The following is a 16238-nucleotide window of genomic DNA, read 5'->3' on the forward strand; positions in this document are numbered from 1 at the left end:
GTCTGCCTTCCCTGCCGGATCTACCGGCGAATCTGAATACGCACCGCCGGTCGGCGCCTTGCCCGGTCCGGGGTTACAAAGGAATTCCACCCCAGCCGCACATCTTCGCCCAACTGCATGGGGCGGATGTCCTTCGGGCGGATCTGGAGCTCCAGGTCATAGGCCAGTTGCTCCCGCGTTGCAAACTCCACCAGTTTGACCAGGCGCTGATGATCCTGACCATTGGGCAGGAAGTCCGCAAAGCGCTGTCGACTCAGGTTTCGCAACCGGAGTACGAACTTGCCACTGCGATCCCGGATGGCCGACCCTACCAGCGTGTCGCTACCCAGAGAGGCGTTGGCCTGCCCCAACCGGGTCTGCTGATCGCTGGCAATGGCCACCTTGCGCAAGACCCATTGCTCAATGCTGACGTCATCCAGATCAAAGCAGTGGGCAACGATGCCACTCACCACCTCTGGTGAACGGCTGCGACCGGCCATCAGGCCGGCATAAGCCAGCATCTTGGACCAGTTAACCGGCGTGGCCTCTCGCAACCGGCTGTCGCCCAATCCCACCAATGCAAAGATCAGTTCCGAAAAGCCGTCCGAGGCACCGGGCTGAAACCTGACGTAGTAGCGGTACTTGCGCCAGGCCCGGTGAAACAGGGTGACCAGTCGGTGGTTGAAGAAATCCAGAAAATGGCGGCGGACACCCAGGTTCTGGCCCGCTTCCCAGGCCAGATCCTCCAGGTAATAACCCGGCAATGGCGACTGGGAACCGTGCAGCCCCAGAAAGCTGACCTCCATCTGATAAGGCGCGTGCTCGTGCTCAGGTGACAACGCCGACACCACGTCACTACCGGGAAACCCCAGCCCTGCGGAAGCAGAAAACCGGATCCGTTCCTGGCGGGGCTGATCGTCACTGTTGCGTTCCAGATCATCGCCATGATGCCGGTGAATCAGGTCCACCAACTGGAAAAAACTGTATCGCCGCGCATTCCCCAGAACGGGTTGCAGCTCGGCTACATCAGCGGCTGCTGACCTTGCTGTAACGTCCATGTGTACCGTTCCTGATTATCGGTATTCACCACTTCCAGTTGGTGAAATGCGTTAATACTGGCGTAAAGGGCAAAGAACTGGCTCAGAACCGTGCCAAACAGATAAAGATCGCCCTCAGAGGCAAATGCCCGCTCATCCAGCTCCAGTACCGAGCGAATACCCCGCACAGGCAGCCCTTTGACCATCCGGTCCACCGGGCTTGTTTCGATACCGGTGATACCCGCGAGGCGTTTCTGGGAAACCCGCTCCGCCTGACGATCTACCAGGGCACGGAAGTCGTAGACCCGCAGGACCGTTCGCAGGGCATCCACATCCAGCATGGACAGGTAGTTGAGGGACAGATTCGAGATCAGCGTCCACAACAGGCTACCGTCCAGGGTTGGCCGCAGGGTCGCGGTGGGCCGGGTAATGTTGCTGAAGGTGGCAAACGCCGGCGTGGTCTCGGTGGCCATGCAGATTTCGCCCACCGCCAGCTGACTCGGCAACTGTCGATTGGTGCAGGTCAGCGTCAGGGAAATCGCTTCCTGCCGGCTCAGGCACTCGGACTCATCACCCCGGACAAACGACATGTAATGGTCGAAACCATCACCGCGCACGCTGTCCCGGGCCCGGACCCGGTAATACAGGGCTGTTCGGCCCCGATCCCGTTCGACCTCATGCTGGAAACTCTCAAAGGCCGTATAGATGCGTGGCTCACCGCGCCCGGACCGACCCTCCAGCCAACCTTCCACCTGCTCGATGCTGAACACCTCGAAATGGTCCGGCGAACGACTGGAGGGCGAAATCCGGTATTCGGTCTGGCGACCGTTCAGGTCCACCGGCTCGCCTTCATGGGTAAACAGGTTCACGGCGGGGGTGCAGTAGAGTTGGAAATTGTCCTCCCGCACTTTGGCATCCGGCGGCAGTATCCGGCTGAAATGAAAACGGAGGCTGATTTCGTCTGCCTGCGCGGCCGGCAGCCGTCGCGCCAGGCCGTGGATGTCCACGAAACGGAAAGCCTCGGGGAAGCTAAGGTATTCCTGCAGGATGCGGTAGCCCGGGTAGGCGTTCTTTGGATAAGGCAGCAGTCCCTCGTCGTCACCAAAGCCGACCGGCTGCAACAGAGAGGCCGGCAGACGGTAGACCGAATCGCCCACGACTAGCTCAATCCGTTCCAGATAGTGGTTCAGCCAGAGAAACAGGGTTTCGGCGATATGGTTTTCACCACCCAGGTAAAAGCGCAGGCTGTCCATTCCCAATGAAGACAATGGCTGATCGGTGTGCAGTGCCAGGTCGACGGTCACAGAGGACACTTCCCTTGAATGCTCGGCGTGGGCCGCAGCAACGCTCACCGGAAAGACGTCTACTGCCCGACAGGTCCGGAAGCGGCACTGGGTCTGCCGGGTGGCATCACCCAGGGGCCGGCTCTTGATCTCGGTATGACGCTCTACCCGCTGGCGTTCACTGATGGCATGCAACTGCGGATCAAAACGCATGATCGTGCAACTGGGTACCGGCCGCAGGTAGTTCGGCCAGAGCATGTTCAGCAGCGAATGGGTAATCTCCGGGAATTCGTCCTCGACCTTTTCCCGAAGTTTGCCGGTCAGGAAGGCAAAGCCCTCCAACAAGCGCTCAACGTCTGGATCCGTACTCTGCTCCGACAGAAACCGGGTCAGTTGCGGATGGGCATCCGCGAATTCCCGGCCCTGAAGCCTGAGAAAGCTTAACTCGTCCCGGTAAAAGCGATTCAACTTCATACAACTACCGCATCCTTGGGCGTATGAGCCGGTCGGTATACTTTTCTTCCGGGAAAAAACAACTCGCTGCGCTCAGACATTTTTTCCCTGCAGAAAAGCATCCCCACCGACTCTTGCCATCCTTGGTGTTTGATGATCTTTTCCGTTACACCACCTGGTAGTAACGCTTGTCATCCAGAACCAAATCTATGGTTGTTTTATCGTCTTTGTCACCGACATTCAGGTACACGGTCACCTGAAACCGCAACTGCAGCGGATCCGGTCCCTGGGGCAGATTAACGACATCCACCCGCTTGACCCTGGGTTCAAACTTCTCGATGCACTGCCGGATCGCGCCCCGGATCTGAACGCTCAGATCGTGGGTGCCAAGCGTGGCGTCGTTGAAATCCAGCAGGCCCAGATCCGGTACGCTGGCGCTGTTGCCCGGGTGGGCATTCAGCAGGCGGACCAGGTGGCGCTTGATGGATTCAACAACGTGAGTGATCTCCCCCATGCTCTGGCCGGCCGGTGCGGCGGCCTGCTCCAGTCTCTCGAACAGGCTGCCGCTGCCGCCCTGCGATCCGTCGCTGGCCGGGTAATTGAACACGGATTAATCCTTGTCCAGTCGGCCAACCAGTGACAGTTCAAAGTTCGCGCCCATGTACTTGAAGTGCGGACGCACGGCCAGGGACACCTGATACCAACCCGGATCACCTTCCACATCGGACACGGTCACCTGCGCGGCACGCAGGGGGCGGCGGCTACGGACGTCCGCCGGCGGGTTTTCCTGGTCGGCCACGTACTGGCGAATCCAGGTGTTCAGTTCCCGCTCCAGATCCTGACGCTCTTTCCAGGAGCCGATCTGCTCCCGCTGCAGCACCTTGATGTAGTGGGCCAGGCGGTTAACGATCATCATGTAAGGCAGTTGCGTACCCAGCTTATAGTTGGTTTCCGCTTCCTTGCCTTCCTTGGTGTTGGGGAACTGCTTGGGCTTCTGTACTGAATTGGCAGAGAAGAACGCCGCGTTGTCACTGCCTTTGCGCATGGTCAGGGCGATGAAGCCTTCGTCCGCCATTTCGTATTCGCGACGGTCGGTGATCAGCACTTCGGTCGGGATCTTGGCTTCAAGCTGACCAAAAGATTCGAACAGGTGCACTGGCAGATCTTCCACCGCACCACCACTCTGGGGGCCGATGATGTTCGGGCACCAGCGGTACTTGGCGAAACTTTCGGTCAGGCGGGTGGCCAGCAGGTAGGCCGTGTTGCCCCACAGGTAATGTTCGTGATCCGCCGACACATCTTCCTTGTAGTTGAAGCTCCGCACCGGGTTTTCGGTGGGATCGTAAGGTACACGCAGCAGGAAGCGCGGCGAGGTCAGGCCCAGGTAGCGGGCGTCTTCGGATTCACGCAGGGAGCGCCATTTGGCGTATTTCGGGCCTTCGAAAACGGCCTTCAGTTCCTTGATGGCGGGCAGTTCCTGGTAGCTGTCGACGCCAAAGAACGACGGCGCCACAGAGGACAGGAACGGGGCATGGGCCATCGCTCCGACAGACGATACGTATTGCAGCAACTTCATGTCCGGTGTGGACGGGGTAAAGGCGTAGTTGCCAACAACCGCTCCGACCGGTTCACCGCCGAACTGGCCGTATTCGGTGGAATAGATGTGCTTGTAGAATCCGGTCTGGGTGACGTCGGGTGCGAACTCGAAGTCTTCCAGCAGCTCAGTCTTGGTGGCGTGGAGGATATCCACCTTGATGTTTTCACGGAAGTCGGTGCGATCAACCATCAGTTTCAGGCCGCGCCAGGATGACTCCAGCTCCTGCAGCTTGGGCGCATGCAGGATTTCATCCATCTGGGCGCTGATCTTGCGATCCAGCTCGACCACCATCTGGTCCACCAGCGCCTTGTTGACCGGCTGGCCTTTCTCGTCGCTTTTCAGCAGGTTGGCAATAAACGTTGCCACGCCCTTACGGGCCACATCATAACCCTCATCCGCCGGCGCCATGCGGCTGTTGGCCATCACCTGGTCCAAGAGCGAGCCTTCTGCAACAGATTCGGAGGCAGCAGATTGCTGCACAGCAGTATCAGACATACCACATCCCTTCAGTACGTTTTGAATTAAATCGGAGGTTGTCAGCGAGCGTTCGCTTACTCTTCGCTATCGGTGGCCAGTTCCAGTTCGGCCAGCAACTTGTCTCGGGCTTCGTCGTTATCCAATAGCTCCTGCAGCTTCGAACGGAACGACGGAACATTACCCAAGGGGCCTTTCAGGGCCACCAGAGCCTCCCGCAGTTCAATCAGCTTGTTCAGCTCAGGAACCTGACGGGCAACGCTGTCCGGGGAGAAGTCATCAAGGGTCTGGAATTCCAGGTTCACCGGCAGCTCGTCGGCTTCCTCATCCAGCTTGTTGGTAACGGTAGTGGAAAGAGTCAGGCCGGCTTCCTTCATGACCGAACGGAAGTTGTTCTTGTCGACAGAAATGGCCTTGCGATCTTCGATGGGGGTTTCTTCGGCGTGTCCCTTGAAGTCGCCAACAACGAACATCTTTAGCGGCAACTCGGTTTCTGCCTGCTGATCTCCGGTAGCGGGGACGTACTTGATATTGATGCGCTCTTTAGGCGCGACGGAACCGTCTTTTGAAGACATGCGCTTGCTCCCTGTGCAAATCATTTGCAATTGGTCAATCCCTTGTACGCACCCTCCTGGCGCGTAACGGCGAAAACTCTACACAGATCGTTTGCCTTTCTCAAGCAAAAAGTGGCCAGATTTCGTCAGGAATGTGCGCCCGGGCAAGCTTTTGCCAGAGTGCCCGACCTCTCTCTTTTCAGCCAGCCACAAACGCAGATTCAGTCAATGACGGAGTCCATGGCTGTCGCTATACTCGCCAAATCGACAGGAACAAAGTGCAACCCTACGGAGATCAACATGAGTGACCTGAAAACCCGCTTCGACGAAGCCGTCAACTATATCCAGACCGCTGAAGGTGACTTCAAGCCATCCAACGAGATGAAACTGGAGTTCTATGCGCTTTACAAGCAGGCCACCGAAGGTGACGTGACGGGCAAACGACCGGGGATGATGGATTTTGTCGGTCGTGCAAAATTTGATGCCTGGGAGAAACTGAAGGGCATGTCCAGCGACGATGCCATGCAGAAGTACATCGACAAGCTCGAAGCCCTGAAATGATCGCTTTTCCAGCCCGGACTCTGGTCAAAAAATGACCAGAGTCAATCTTCCTGTATAAAGCTTTGCGCTCGTAAATCGCCTGTCATAAGATGCGCGCAAAATAACAATACAAATTCATCAGGAAGAGTAATTTATGGACATCACCGAGGCGCTGGAACAATCCCAGCCAGGCCTTGTGGGCCGGGTCAAGGACGCAATCCACAAGCACAAGCTCAATCAACGCTCAGAGCAAACCTACCTTCACTGGATCACCCGATTCGTGCTGTTCAGCGATCTGAAAGATCCGGAGACGCTTGCCAATGAAGACCGCCAGCGGTTTCTCGACTACCTGAGCGATCGTATGCGGGTATCCCGGGCGCGGTTCAATCAGGCCAGCCAGGCCCTGACATTTTTCTATGAGGATGTACTGGGTAAGACGTCCGCCGGTGACAACGGCTGCGCCGCTGCCTGACAGGCGCGAATCAACGCCCGTTCATGTTGATATTCAGGGCGTCGTAGGAGCGGTTCTCGGGTGGGCGAATCACGTAGTTATTACTGTGAGTCTGCCCGGGGATGGACTTGGGATTACTGAACCGGAACTCCACCGGAACCTGGGAACGTCCCAGGTCGGTACGGTTGTCCCCTGGACGCAGACCCAGAGGATCCAGATAGAAATCGTCCTCGACCCTGGGCTTCAGCGGCACACCGGCAGCCGGTGCCGACAAGCCGCCTTCGATCACCGTGTTGGCCAGCGTTTCCTCCTTGATGGAGTTCAGGTGAATAGTGTCAATGGTAGAGCGTTCCTCGTACCGAAAAGCGCTGTTCTGATCATCACTCTGCGCAAACGCTCCGCCCGGACAGTTCAGGACCACGAGCAGCCCCGCAGCAACCAGCGGTTTGCTCACCGTACTCTGGATGTTCCTGACTTTTCCACGCATACCCATGACAATTTCCCCGGCAGACCATCCTGTCCGCGTACAGTTGTGACAAATTTCGATCAGTCTATCGACAAATCACACAACCTGCCCGAGCATTCGCCAAATATGTGACATCATTCACTTGTCATCGCCTGTCGCCTGATAACGAATACCAACCACGAACACCGACTTCCAGCCTTCCGGGGTACGAACGCTCACTTCATCGTCCAGGCGCTTGCCAATCAGGGCCCTTGCCAGGGGGGAGTTGATGCTGAGATAGCCTTTGCTCAGATCAAACTCATCGGCCCCCACCAATCGATAAGTCTGTTCATCGCCGTCTTCATCTTCCACCGTCACCCAGGCACCAAAAAACACCTTGTTACGATCATCCGGCAACCGGTCGACAACGGTCAGCTCTTCCAGGCGTTTGCTCAGAAAACGAACCCGACGATCGATCTCCCGTAACTGTTTCTTGCCGTAGATGTACTCGGCATTCTCTGAACGATCACCAAGGGCAGCGGCTTCGCGCACCGCCTGGGTGACTTCCGGCCGCTTCACCTTCCAGAGATACTGCAGTTCATCACGCAACGCACGCTCGCCGTCAGGAGTGATGTATCTCGGGCGTGGACTGCCATTACCGGGAACCTGAGTCATTGATCTCGCAACGTCCTCTGCCAATGGGAAAACAGAAAATAGGAAGGGCATAAAAAAACCCCGTAAAAACGGGGTAAGGCTAGCGCTGTGCTGGAGGGAGAAGCAAGCAACAAATCTGCTGGCTTCCAAAGCTACAGTTTCCATTATGCACAGCGTTGATTACACGGTAGTGGCCGAGGAATTACCTTTTGGTCAGGGAAATTGCGGACCCGCGAACCCGGAATTAGGTTGCACACTCTAGGTCCGGAGCATAGCGTTAGGGTATCGAGATTCCCAAAGCTTCCATTCACGGAGATACCAACATGAACACTCAAACCCTGCTGAACATGGCGCTTAATGGCGTGGATGCCCTTGGCTACCGGCTCGACCAGTACGGGATCACCGGCAAGGTCAATCGCCACAATATTGCGGCTTTTCTGGCGGCAGAACAGAAGCACCTGGAAGGTGAATGGGACAGCATTCAGGTACGAGTGAACCGTCGCCGCTCCCAGGTTGAAAGGATTACCCACGAGATCGAGTCGCGCAAAGATGCGCTGGTTGGCCCGGTGCTGTCGAGGATCAACCGGTTCCGCGCCAGTCAGTGAGTATTTACGCCGGTGGATTCGGATATGGCCCGCGTTTCCCCGGCCGCCGAATCTGCCGGCTGTTCGGCCTGGGCCGCCCGGATCCGTTTACGGGCCTCGGTAAACGCTGGCATTTTAACGGCCACCGTCAGGCCCGGCGACGCTTCCCCCGGATGGGTATCACTCAGAATAATCCGGCCCTGATGAATTTCTGCGACGGCGCTCACCAGGCTCAGGCCCAGACCATTCCCCGGTAGCGAACGACTCTTGCCAACCCGGTAGAAGCGCTGGAACACCTGGTCTTTCTCGGCATCGGGAATACCGATACCGCTATCCCGAACTTCAAACACCGCTTCGGCACCCTCGCGGCGAACGGAAACGCCAATCACGCCATGCTCGGGTGTGTATTTGATCGCGTTATCAATCAGGTTGCTGACCATCTGGAACAGAAGATCACGGTCGCCTTCTATCATCACACCGCTTTCCAGGCCCTGCTCAAAGGACTGGTCCTTATCTTCGGCCAGCGCTTCGTAAAGTTCGCAGGCGTCGGTAACCAGTTCGTCCAGAGAAACCGGCTTCATATCCGCCGCATTACCACGGGTTTCAAGGCGGGCAATGCGCAGCAGGGCATTGAAGGTGGCCAGCAACTGGTCAGCCTCTGCCACGGCGCGGCCAGCCTGCTCCCTCGCCTCGTCGTTATCCACCGACATCAGGGTGTTTTCAAGCTGGTTCCGGAGTCGGGTCAGGGGCGTGCGCAAATCGTGGGCAATGCTGTCGGAAACGTGGCGGATGCCTTCCATCAGATAGACAATCCGGTCCAGCATCTGGTTCAGGTTTTCCGCCAGCTGGTCAAAGTCATCGTCGGTGCCGCGGGTCGGGATCCTCAGGGACAGGTGGCCGTTCATGATCCGGCGGGAGGTATTGTTGATGACTTCGATACGGCGGGTCGTGCTCCGGCTCATCAGGAAACCACCCAGTAGCGCGAGGGCCAGGGTAATCCCCATGCCCCAGTTTATGGCGGTTTCAATCACCCGTTTCAGGTTCGTGAGCTCGTCAACATCCCGCCCGACAAGCAGGCGCAAACCACCCTGAACCTCGAAAATGCGCGCCCTTGCCAGTCGTTCTGGCCCGGTCCAGCCAACCGATTCGTTCAGGGTGAAATTGATCCAGCCACTCTCGGAACGACTGCCTTCCGGCCAGGTTTCGATATTACCGGCCAGCTTCAGGAAATCGTCTGTGGTGAGCAGATAAATGGACTTGGCATTGGGATCGCGGGCAACGCGCTCGCGGATGATGGTGATCAGGCCATTTACCCCACGGCCACGGTACTGCTCCGCCAGGCCGGCGATCTCCGCTTCAATGGTCTCGTCGGTCTGGGCGGTCATGAAACCCGCTGTACGCCAATAGATAAAGGCCAGTAACAGAAATACCGAGGTGGCGAACACCACCATGTACAGCAGGGCGAGCTGGAAGGACGAGGTCCTGAGCTGGCTAAGCAGTTTCACGCAACATGTATCCCGCACCCCGGATGGTCTGCAGCAAGGGCGTATCGAATTCCTTGTCGATCTTGGCTCGCAGCCGACTGATGTGGACGTCGATCACGTTGGTCTGGGGATCAAAATGATAGTCCCAGACTTTCTCCAGCAGCATGGTCCGAGTGACCACCTGCCCGGCATTACGCATCAGGTATTCGAGCAGCCGGAATTCCCGGGGCTGAACATCAATGTTCTGGCCGGCGCGCTTGACGGTTCTCGCCAGCAGATCCATTTCAAGATCGGCCACCCGCAGTACCGTCTCGGTCTCCGCTGACTGGCGATTACGCCGAACCAGGGATTCAATGCGGGCCAGCAGTTCGGTGAACGAAAACGGCTTGGTGAGGTAGTCGTCACCACCGCCCCGCAGCCCTTCAACACGGTCGTCCACATCACCCAGGGCACTGAGAATCAGAACCGGGACCTGGTTTCCGGTGGCGCGAACGGTCTTGATGATGGACAAACCGTCCATCCCCGGCAGCATGCGGTCCACAATCATGATGTCGTAATCTTCGCTGGCCGCCATCATCATGCCTTCCTTGCCATCAGCTGCATGGTCCACCACGAAGTCGGATTCCTTCAGCCCTTTGACAAGATAATTTGCAACGTCCTGATCGTCTTCGATTACCAGCGCTTTCACCGGCTCTCCTCCCGATAGCGGATTACAGTAACGACAAGGGTACGAAGAACTTGGCAACCCGGCCAGTTACGATCTTGTAAGAGGGTGTCGCCATTGGCGACGGTCAGACCTTCCTTGCAAACCAGTCGAGGCTGTCAGCCGTCGCCCCGCTGGGTCGGTATTCCGCGCTTACCCAACCGTCATAACCCATGGCATCGATGGCCTCAAAAACATTCGAAAAGTTAATCTCCCCGGTGCCTGGCTCGTGTCGCCCGGGATTATCGGCAAATTGAATATGGCCGATCCAGGGCAGCAGGCACTCCATGGAGCGCACCAGATCCCCTTCCATGATCTGCATGTGGTAGAGGTCATACTGCAGGCGCACGTTGTCGGCATCCACATCCTCAATCAGCGCAAGCACCTTGCCGGAGGTGTCCAGGAAGAAACCCGGCATGTCCACCCTGGAGTTAATGGCTTCCAGACAGAGGGTGATGCCCTCTTCGGCCAACTTGCCTGCGGCCCAGGTGACATTGTCGACCAGCGTCCGCCAGGCCATGTCATCTGAAACGCTAACTGGCTTCAGTCCTGCCAGGCAGTTCAATTGCCGGCAGCCCAGAGCATGGGCGTAGTCAATCGCCTGATCAACACCCACCCGAAATTCCTCCACCCGGTCCGGCAGGCAGGCAATACCCCGCTCACCGGCATCCCAATCCCCGGGCGGAAAATTAAACAGCACCTGAGTCAGCTGATTGTCGGTCAGCATCTGGCTGAGCAGGTCCTTGGGATAGGCGTAGGGGAACAGATACTCCACCCCCTCAAAGCCGGCGGCGCGAGCCATGGCAAACCGCTCTGGAAAGTCCACTTCCGTGAACAGCATGGAGAGATTGGCAGCAAAACGGGGCATAGCGCATTTACTCCTTGGGGCCTCGGCCAAGAGAGCCGAGCAGCGCACCGTTCAGGTGTTCCAGCTCCAGCAACAGGCCGCTGTGGTCAACATCACTGTGACCATTGGCCACGAGCGACAGGTATTCATTGTGTGTCTGTTGGGCCAGCGGCAGGGTTAACCCTTCCGCACGGGCCTCATCCAGAATCATCCGCATGTCCTTGAGCTGAATCCGCGCTGGCGCACCGGGTGCAAAATCCCGGTCAATCATGCGCTGCCCATGCAGCTCGAGAATCCGGCTACCGGCAAAGCCACCGAGCAAGGCCTCCCGAACCGCCGCCGGATCAGCCCCACCCTTGGCAGCCAGCAACAGTGCCTCGGACACGGCACCGATGGTAATCCCCACAATCGCCTGGTTGGCCAGCTTCGCCAGCTGCCCGGAACCAACCGGGCCAATCCGCGTGCATCTGCCGAGCGCCTCAAACACCGGGCGGGCACGATCCACATCGGCGTCCGAACCGCCAGCCATGATACTCAAACGGGCCTCAGCGGCTCCCACCGTGCCCCCGGACACCGGCGCATCCACATAACCCGCGCCCCGCTCTGCAGCCAACTCACCATGACGCCTGGCCACGGAAGGCTGGATAGAACTCATATCAATCACCAGTGCTCCCGGTTTCAGGGCGTCCATCGCACACTGGGCCACCAGCACCTGCTCCACCACATCGCTGTTCTCCAGCATGGTGATCACGATATCGGCATTGGCAACGGCCTCTGCCGGGGAATTGGCAATCGTTGCTTCGGAGGCAAAGGGATCACACTTGCTGGGCGTACGGTTCCACAGCGTCATTGGAAAACCCGCATTCAAAAGGTTACGGGTCATGGGCGCGCCCATCAGGCCGATGCCAAGAAATGCGATATGAGGATTAGTCGAGGTCATGTTAATTGGGCCTTACTCAAAAATTCGGGGCGTGGTTGGGTAAGCGATTATACAAACAAAAACGCCACCAACCGGAACCCGGTGGTGGCGTTTTAAGTTGCCTAGTCCTCAGAGTCTAAACGATAACTCAGGCCGCTTCGGACATCTGCATGCGAATCTTTTTCATCGCATTCTTCTCAAGCTGCCGGATACGCTCAGCTGACACGCCGTACTTGTCCGCCAACTCATGCAGCGTCGACTTGCTCTCGGACAGCCAGCGTTCCCGAAGAATATCCTGGCTACGCTCGTCCAACTGCTCCAGAGCCTGCATCAGCCGACCATTGGAATCGTCGGACCAGTCGGCGTTTTCCAGCTGGGTTGCCGGATTGCTGCGAGCGTCTTCCAGATAATACGCCGGTGCCTGATAGGCGTTATCGTCATCATCGTCTTGCGGACCGTCAAAGGCCGTATCCTGAGAAGCCAACCGGCCTTCCATTTCCCGGACCACCTTGGGCTCGACGCCCAGATCCTCGGCAACGGCATTCAGCTCATCGTGGCTGAGCCAGGCGAGCTTCTTCTTCTGGCTGCGCAGATTGAAGAAAAGCTTGCGCTGGGCCTTGGTGGTCGCCACTTTCACGATTCGCCAGTTGCGCAAAATAAACTCATGAATCTCGGCCTTGATCCAGTGAACGGCAAAGGAAACCAGCCGCACACCGTATTCCGGGTTGAAGCGTTTAACCGCCTTCATCAGGCCAACGTTGCCTTCCTGAATCAGATCTGCCTGAGCCAGGCCGTAACCTGAATAGCTCCGGGCTATGTGAATCACGAAGCGCAGGTGAGACAGAACCAGTTGACGGGCGGCGTCCACATCGCCCTCGTAATGGAGCCGCTCGGCCAGCTCCCGCTCTTCATCCACTGTGAGCACCGGAATGCGGCTCGCAGCCTGAATGTAAGACTCGAGATTCTGACCCGGAACCAGTCTGTCAACCAGTTGTAAACTCGTACCCATGCTCTAACCTCCGAACCCAACGGCCCTAAAATATACCAACTACTCTTTAGACCGCCAAGAACTCTGAAAGTTCCCGAAATTCCCAGTAAACCGTTCTAAATCAACTATCTGGAAATTTCACCGTGGCTTTGCTGTAACCGACACTACGCCAGCAGAACCTGTTTCCACAATACGGTTTTCCCGCTATCCGGATCATTATGATCCGGTAATATCGCCCGGTTCCATGTCATCCAGATGACGTTTCACCGCTACCCAGGCGCCCAGCCAGCCTAGCAGCATCGCTGCAATAATCAACGCCAGGGCACCATCAATATGAAGCCCGTCGAGGGAAAATTCGCTCCGATACAGCCCTGCCAGTCGCTCTATCGGGCCGCTGAGCCACCACAACGACAGCTGAAGCAGAATCAACGCGACAATACCACCACCCAGTCCGAACCAGGCGCCGGTGTACAGAAAAGGCCTGCGGACAAAGCTGTCCGTACCGCCCACCAGCTTCGCAACCAGAATTTCATCCCGACGGCTCTCGATCGAAAGGCGCACGGTATTGCCAATCACCAGCACAACCGCGGCAGCCAACAGAATGGCCAGCGCCCAGACGGCACGAGCCAGAAGATCCGTCATGGCATTCAGACGCTGCAGCCAGCCCAGATCCACCTGAACCCGCTCTATACCTTCCATCCCCTCGATAAACCGGACCAGCCCCTCCACACCCTCGGCCGAGCGGGCCCCTTCCTCCGGGGTAACCAGCAGGGTATGTGGCAGCGGGTTCTCCCCGAGGTAATCCAGAGCATCCTCCAGGCCCGATGAGGCCCGGAACTCCGCAAGTGCCTGATCCCGGTCAACAAGCTCGACACCGGCTACTCGACCGTCACCGGAAACCTCGTCTCTGAGTGCCCTAGCCTGCTCAAGGGGCACATCCATATCGATGTAGGCGGTTACCCGGGCACTGCTCTCCCAACCCGCGCTAACCCCTTGAAGACTGGTCAGCAGCAACAGGAGCGCCACCGGAAGTGCCAGAGCAACGCCCATCACTGTCCAGGTCATCAAACTGGCGACCGGTGTATGCCACAAGCGCCGGGCGCTGTCCTCAGCGACCTTGCGATGGTGCGTGAGATAGCTTTCAGCCTGTTCGCGCCAGGGCGAGCGGGCCTTGTTGGCACCGCGGGCTGATTCAGGTCTCCGGCGGGGTTCAACGGCCACTGGCACCTCCACCCATGACAGAGGCACCACCGGCAACCAGGCGACCATGATCCAGGGTGAGCGTCCGCCGGTTCATCTCGTTGATCAGGGCAATATCGTGGGTGGCAATCAATACGGTCACCCCCACCTGGCTGAACTGGCCAAACAGATTCATGATATCGGCGGACAACGCCGGATCCAGGTTACCGGTCGGCTCATCCGCCAGCAGCACCGGAGGTTTGTTAACCACGGCTCGTGCAATGCCCACCCGCTGTTGCTCACCACCAGAAAGCTGCAGCGGGTTCATTTTTTCCTTGCTCAGCAGCCCCACCTTATCCAGGGCCGCCCGCACGCGCCGGCCAGTGTCCCTGGGGGATGCCCCCATGACCTCCAGTGGCATGGCGACATTGTCGAATACGGTGCGATCAAACAGCAGCTGGTGGTTCTGAAACACCACCCCGATGTGGCGACGTATGTAGGGTATCTGACGGCGGGGCAAACGGTTCAGAACCTGTCCACCAACCACCACCTCGCCGGCACTCGGGCGTTCCATGACCATGATCAGTTTCAGCAAGGTACTTTTGCCGGCCCCGGAATGGCCGGTGAGAAACGCCAGCTCACCACGCTCCAGGCCAAAGTTAACCTGACGCAGGGCGGTGTGATCACTGTCGTAACGCTTTGTGACCTGGCGAAACTCAATCATGGGCGGCTTCCGCGCGGCTGGATTCCGGGCTATTCGTCAAACAGGGCATCCACAAAAGTTTCGGCATCAAAACTGCGCAGGTCATCCACCTGCTCACCAACACCGATAAACCGGATGGGCAACTGCAACTGACGGGCAATGGCAAACACGATACCGCCTTTCGCGGTGCCGTCCAGTTTCGTTAAGGTAATGCCGCTCACGCCCACAGCCTGCTGGAACACCTGGGCCTGGCTCAGGGCGTTCTGCCCGGTACCCGCATCCAGCACGAGCATGACTTCGTGGGGTGCGGAGTCGTCCAGTTTCTTCATCACCCGGACCACCTTCTCCAGCTCCTGCATCAGGTTATCCTTGTTCTGAAGCCGGCCGGCGGTATCGGCGATCACCACATCGACGCCACGGGACTTGGCGGACTGGATGGCGTCAAAAATGACCGAGGCGCTGTCAGCGCCGGTGTGTTGGGCCACCACCGGTACATTGTTGCGCTCGCCCCAGACCTGCAACTGCTCGACCGCCGCGGCACGGAAGGTATCGCCAGCGGCCAGCATGACTGATTTGCCTTCGTCCTGAAATTTCCTGGTGAGCTTGCCGATGGTGGTGGTTTTCCCCACGCCGTTTACCCCAACCATCAGAATCACATAAGGGGTCTTGCCGGTGTCGATCTGCAACGGCTTGGTGACGTCCTTCAGCAGGCCATGCAGCTCATCCCTCAGGGCCTTGCGCAGGGCCTCACCGTCCTTGAGCTGATTGCGCTCAAGCTTGTCAGTGAGAGAATCGATGATTTCAGAGGTGGCGGTAACGCCGACGTCTGCCATCAACAGCGTGGTTTCGATCTCCTCCAGCAGGTCCTCGTCAATTTTCTTGTTGAGAGAGAACAAGTCAGACAGACCGCCAGTCAGACTGGCCCGGGTCTTGCCCAACCCCTTTCGGATGCGCTCGAAAACGCTGACCTGGGGCTGGGGCTCGGGTTCCGGCGCTTTCTGCGGCTCTTCAGTAGGTGCAGGCTCGGGTGCCGGTTCCGGCTCTGGTTGCCGCTCGGCGGCGGCAGGCGCTTCAGTCTCGCCCGTTTCCGGCTCCGGTGCTGGCCCTTTGGCAACCTCCGGCTTGCGCTGTGGCACCGGCTTCGGGCGTGGTGCCCGGCTGCGGTTACCAGCAATATCCAGAACAAATACGAGCACAAGAAGGGCCAGAAGGCCGATTGAAATCCACTCTGCCGTCATAAAAGTCAATCCATCAGTCTGAATGGGCGGGACGAAGAAAGCCGACATTCTAGCAGACTGTCCCGATGAAGTGAGGGCCGCCCGAATTATCACGCCAGTCCCGGTTTCCGGTAAGATGCGCGCATA

Annotated in this window: 18 protein-coding genes; 3 read left to right on the top strand and 15 right to left on the bottom strand. The window is 58.0% G+C overall.

Translation table 11 applies throughout. The annotated features are described in order from the left end of the window. Positions 1-20 precede the first annotated feature (20 nt). The 5 genes from tssG to tssB all read right to left on the bottom strand — a co-directional run bounded on the left by tssG (position 21) and on the right by tssB (position 5398). Positions 21-1037, bottom strand: a complete 1017-nt coding sequence (tssG, locus tag ACESMK_RS00245) for a type VI secretion system baseplate subunit TssG (RefSeq protein ID WP_372994099.1) — start codon at positions 1035-1037, stop codon at positions 21-23. Further along, positions 1001-2773, bottom strand: a complete 1773-nt coding sequence (tssF, locus tag ACESMK_RS00250; RefSeq protein WP_372994101.1) for a type VI secretion system baseplate subunit TssF — start codon at positions 2771-2773, stop codon at positions 1001-1003. The genes tssG and tssF overlap by 37 nt, the downstream gene beginning before the upstream one ends. 145 nt (positions 2774-2918) lie before the next feature. Next, positions 2919-3359: a type VI secretion system baseplate subunit TssE gene (gene tssE / locus ACESMK_RS00255; RefSeq protein ID WP_372994103.1), complete on the bottom strand. Its 441-nt coding sequence runs from the start codon at positions 3357-3359 to the stop codon at positions 2919-2921. A gap of 3 nt (positions 3360-3362) precedes the next feature. After that, positions 3363-4844 carry a type VI secretion system contractile sheath large subunit gene (gene tssC, locus ACESMK_RS00260; protein ID WP_372994105.1) on the bottom strand — a complete coding sequence of 494 codons (1482 nt, stop codon included), beginning with the start codon at positions 4842-4844 and terminating at the stop codon, positions 3363-3365. 56 nt (positions 4845-4900) lie between these two features. Next, complete coding sequence (tssB, locus tag ACESMK_RS00265) at positions 4901-5398, bottom strand: type VI secretion system contractile sheath small subunit (protein ID WP_372994107.1); 498 nt, start codon at positions 5396-5398, stop codon at positions 4901-4903. Between the two features lie 279 nt (positions 5399-5677). On the opposite strand from tssB, the gene ACESMK_RS00270 reads away from it, so the two are divergent. After that, positions 5678-5938 (top strand): acyl-CoA-binding protein, encoded by a 261-nt coding sequence (locus ACESMK_RS00270; protein WP_372994109.1) that lies wholly within the window; start codon positions 5678-5680, stop codon positions 5936-5938. Between the two features lie 133 nt (positions 5939-6071). After that, positions 6072-6389, top strand: coding sequence for a site-specific integrase (locus tag ACESMK_RS00275; protein WP_372994111.1), 318 nt, complete (start codon positions 6072-6074; stop codon positions 6387-6389). Positions 6390-6399: 10 nt separating this feature from the next. Here the strand turns inward: ACESMK_RS00275 and ACESMK_RS00280 are convergent, their stop codons facing one another. Together ACESMK_RS00280 and greB are read right to left on the bottom strand one after the other, a co-directional pair. Continuing rightward, a complete protein-coding gene (locus ACESMK_RS00280; RefSeq protein ID WP_372994113.1) occupies positions 6400-6861 on the bottom strand; it encodes a hypothetical protein in 462 nt (153 codons plus the stop codon). 111 nt (positions 6862-6972) lie between these two features. Beyond that, positions 6973-7488 carry a transcription elongation factor GreB gene (gene greB, locus ACESMK_RS00285; protein ID WP_372994115.1) on the bottom strand — a complete coding sequence of 172 codons (516 nt, stop codon included), beginning with the start codon at positions 7486-7488 and terminating at the stop codon, positions 6973-6975. Positions 7489-7790: 302 nt separating this feature from the next. Here greB and ACESMK_RS00290 point away from each other — a divergent pair, with 302 nt between their 5' ends. Further along, positions 7791-8072 carry a hypothetical protein gene (locus ACESMK_RS00290; protein WP_372994117.1) on the top strand — a complete coding sequence of 94 codons (282 nt, stop codon included), beginning with the start codon at positions 7791-7793 and terminating at the stop codon, positions 8070-8072. On the opposite strand, the gene ACESMK_RS00295 is transcribed toward ACESMK_RS00290, so the two are convergent. The 8 genes from ACESMK_RS00295 to ftsY form a co-directional block, all read right to left on the bottom strand. Beyond that, the gene (locus ACESMK_RS00295) at positions 8066-9556 is read right to left on the bottom strand and encodes an ATP-binding protein (protein WP_372994119.1); all 1491 of its coding nucleotides are present in this window, start codon (positions 9554-9556) and stop codon (positions 8066-8068) included. The two genes, ACESMK_RS00290 and ACESMK_RS00295, sit on opposite strands and share 7 nt — an antisense overlap. Continuing rightward, positions 9543-10223 (bottom strand): response regulator transcription factor, encoded by a 681-nt coding sequence (locus ACESMK_RS00300; RefSeq protein ID WP_008175694.1) that lies wholly within the window; start codon positions 10221-10223, stop codon positions 9543-9545. Before ACESMK_RS00300 ends, ACESMK_RS00295 begins: the two co-directional genes overlap by 14 nt. Positions 10224-10326: 103 nt before the next feature. Next, on the bottom strand, positions 10327-11106 hold the full coding sequence (hyi, locus tag ACESMK_RS00305) for a hydroxypyruvate isomerase (RefSeq protein ID WP_372994121.1): 780 nt from the start codon (positions 11104-11106) through the stop codon (positions 10327-10329). A 7-nt stretch (positions 11107-11113) separates the two neighbouring features. Next, the gene (locus ACESMK_RS00310; RefSeq protein ID WP_372994123.1) at positions 11114-12025 is read right to left on the bottom strand and encodes an NAD(P)-dependent oxidoreductase; all 912 of its coding nucleotides are present in this window, start codon (positions 12023-12025) and stop codon (positions 11114-11116) included. A gap of 127 nt (positions 12026-12152) precedes the next feature. After that, complete coding sequence (gene rpoH, locus ACESMK_RS00315; protein WP_372994125.1) at positions 12153-13013, bottom strand: RNA polymerase sigma factor RpoH; 861 nt, start codon at positions 13011-13013, stop codon at positions 12153-12155. Positions 13014-13208: 195 nt separating this feature from the next. Further along, entirely contained in the window at positions 13209-14213 is a 1005-nt protein-coding gene (gene ftsX / locus ACESMK_RS00320; RefSeq protein ID WP_372994127.1) for a permease-like cell division protein FtsX, read from the bottom strand. Further along, complete coding sequence (gene ftsE, locus ACESMK_RS00325) at positions 14203-14895, bottom strand: cell division ATP-binding protein FtsE (RefSeq protein ID WP_372994129.1); 693 nt, start codon at positions 14893-14895, stop codon at positions 14203-14205. The genes ftsX and ftsE overlap by 11 nt, the downstream gene beginning before the upstream one ends. Before the next feature lie 29 nt (positions 14896-14924). Next, the gene (gene ftsY, locus ACESMK_RS00330; RefSeq protein WP_372994131.1) at positions 14925-16112 is read right to left on the bottom strand and encodes a signal recognition particle-docking protein FtsY; all 1188 of its coding nucleotides are present in this window, start codon (positions 16110-16112) and stop codon (positions 14925-14927) included. Positions 16113-16238 lie beyond the last annotated feature (126 nt).

The sequence above is a fragment of the Marinobacter sp. genome (assembly GCF_041687235.1).
GTDB lineage: Bacteria > Pseudomonadota > Gammaproteobacteria > Pseudomonadales > Oleiphilaceae > Marinobacter.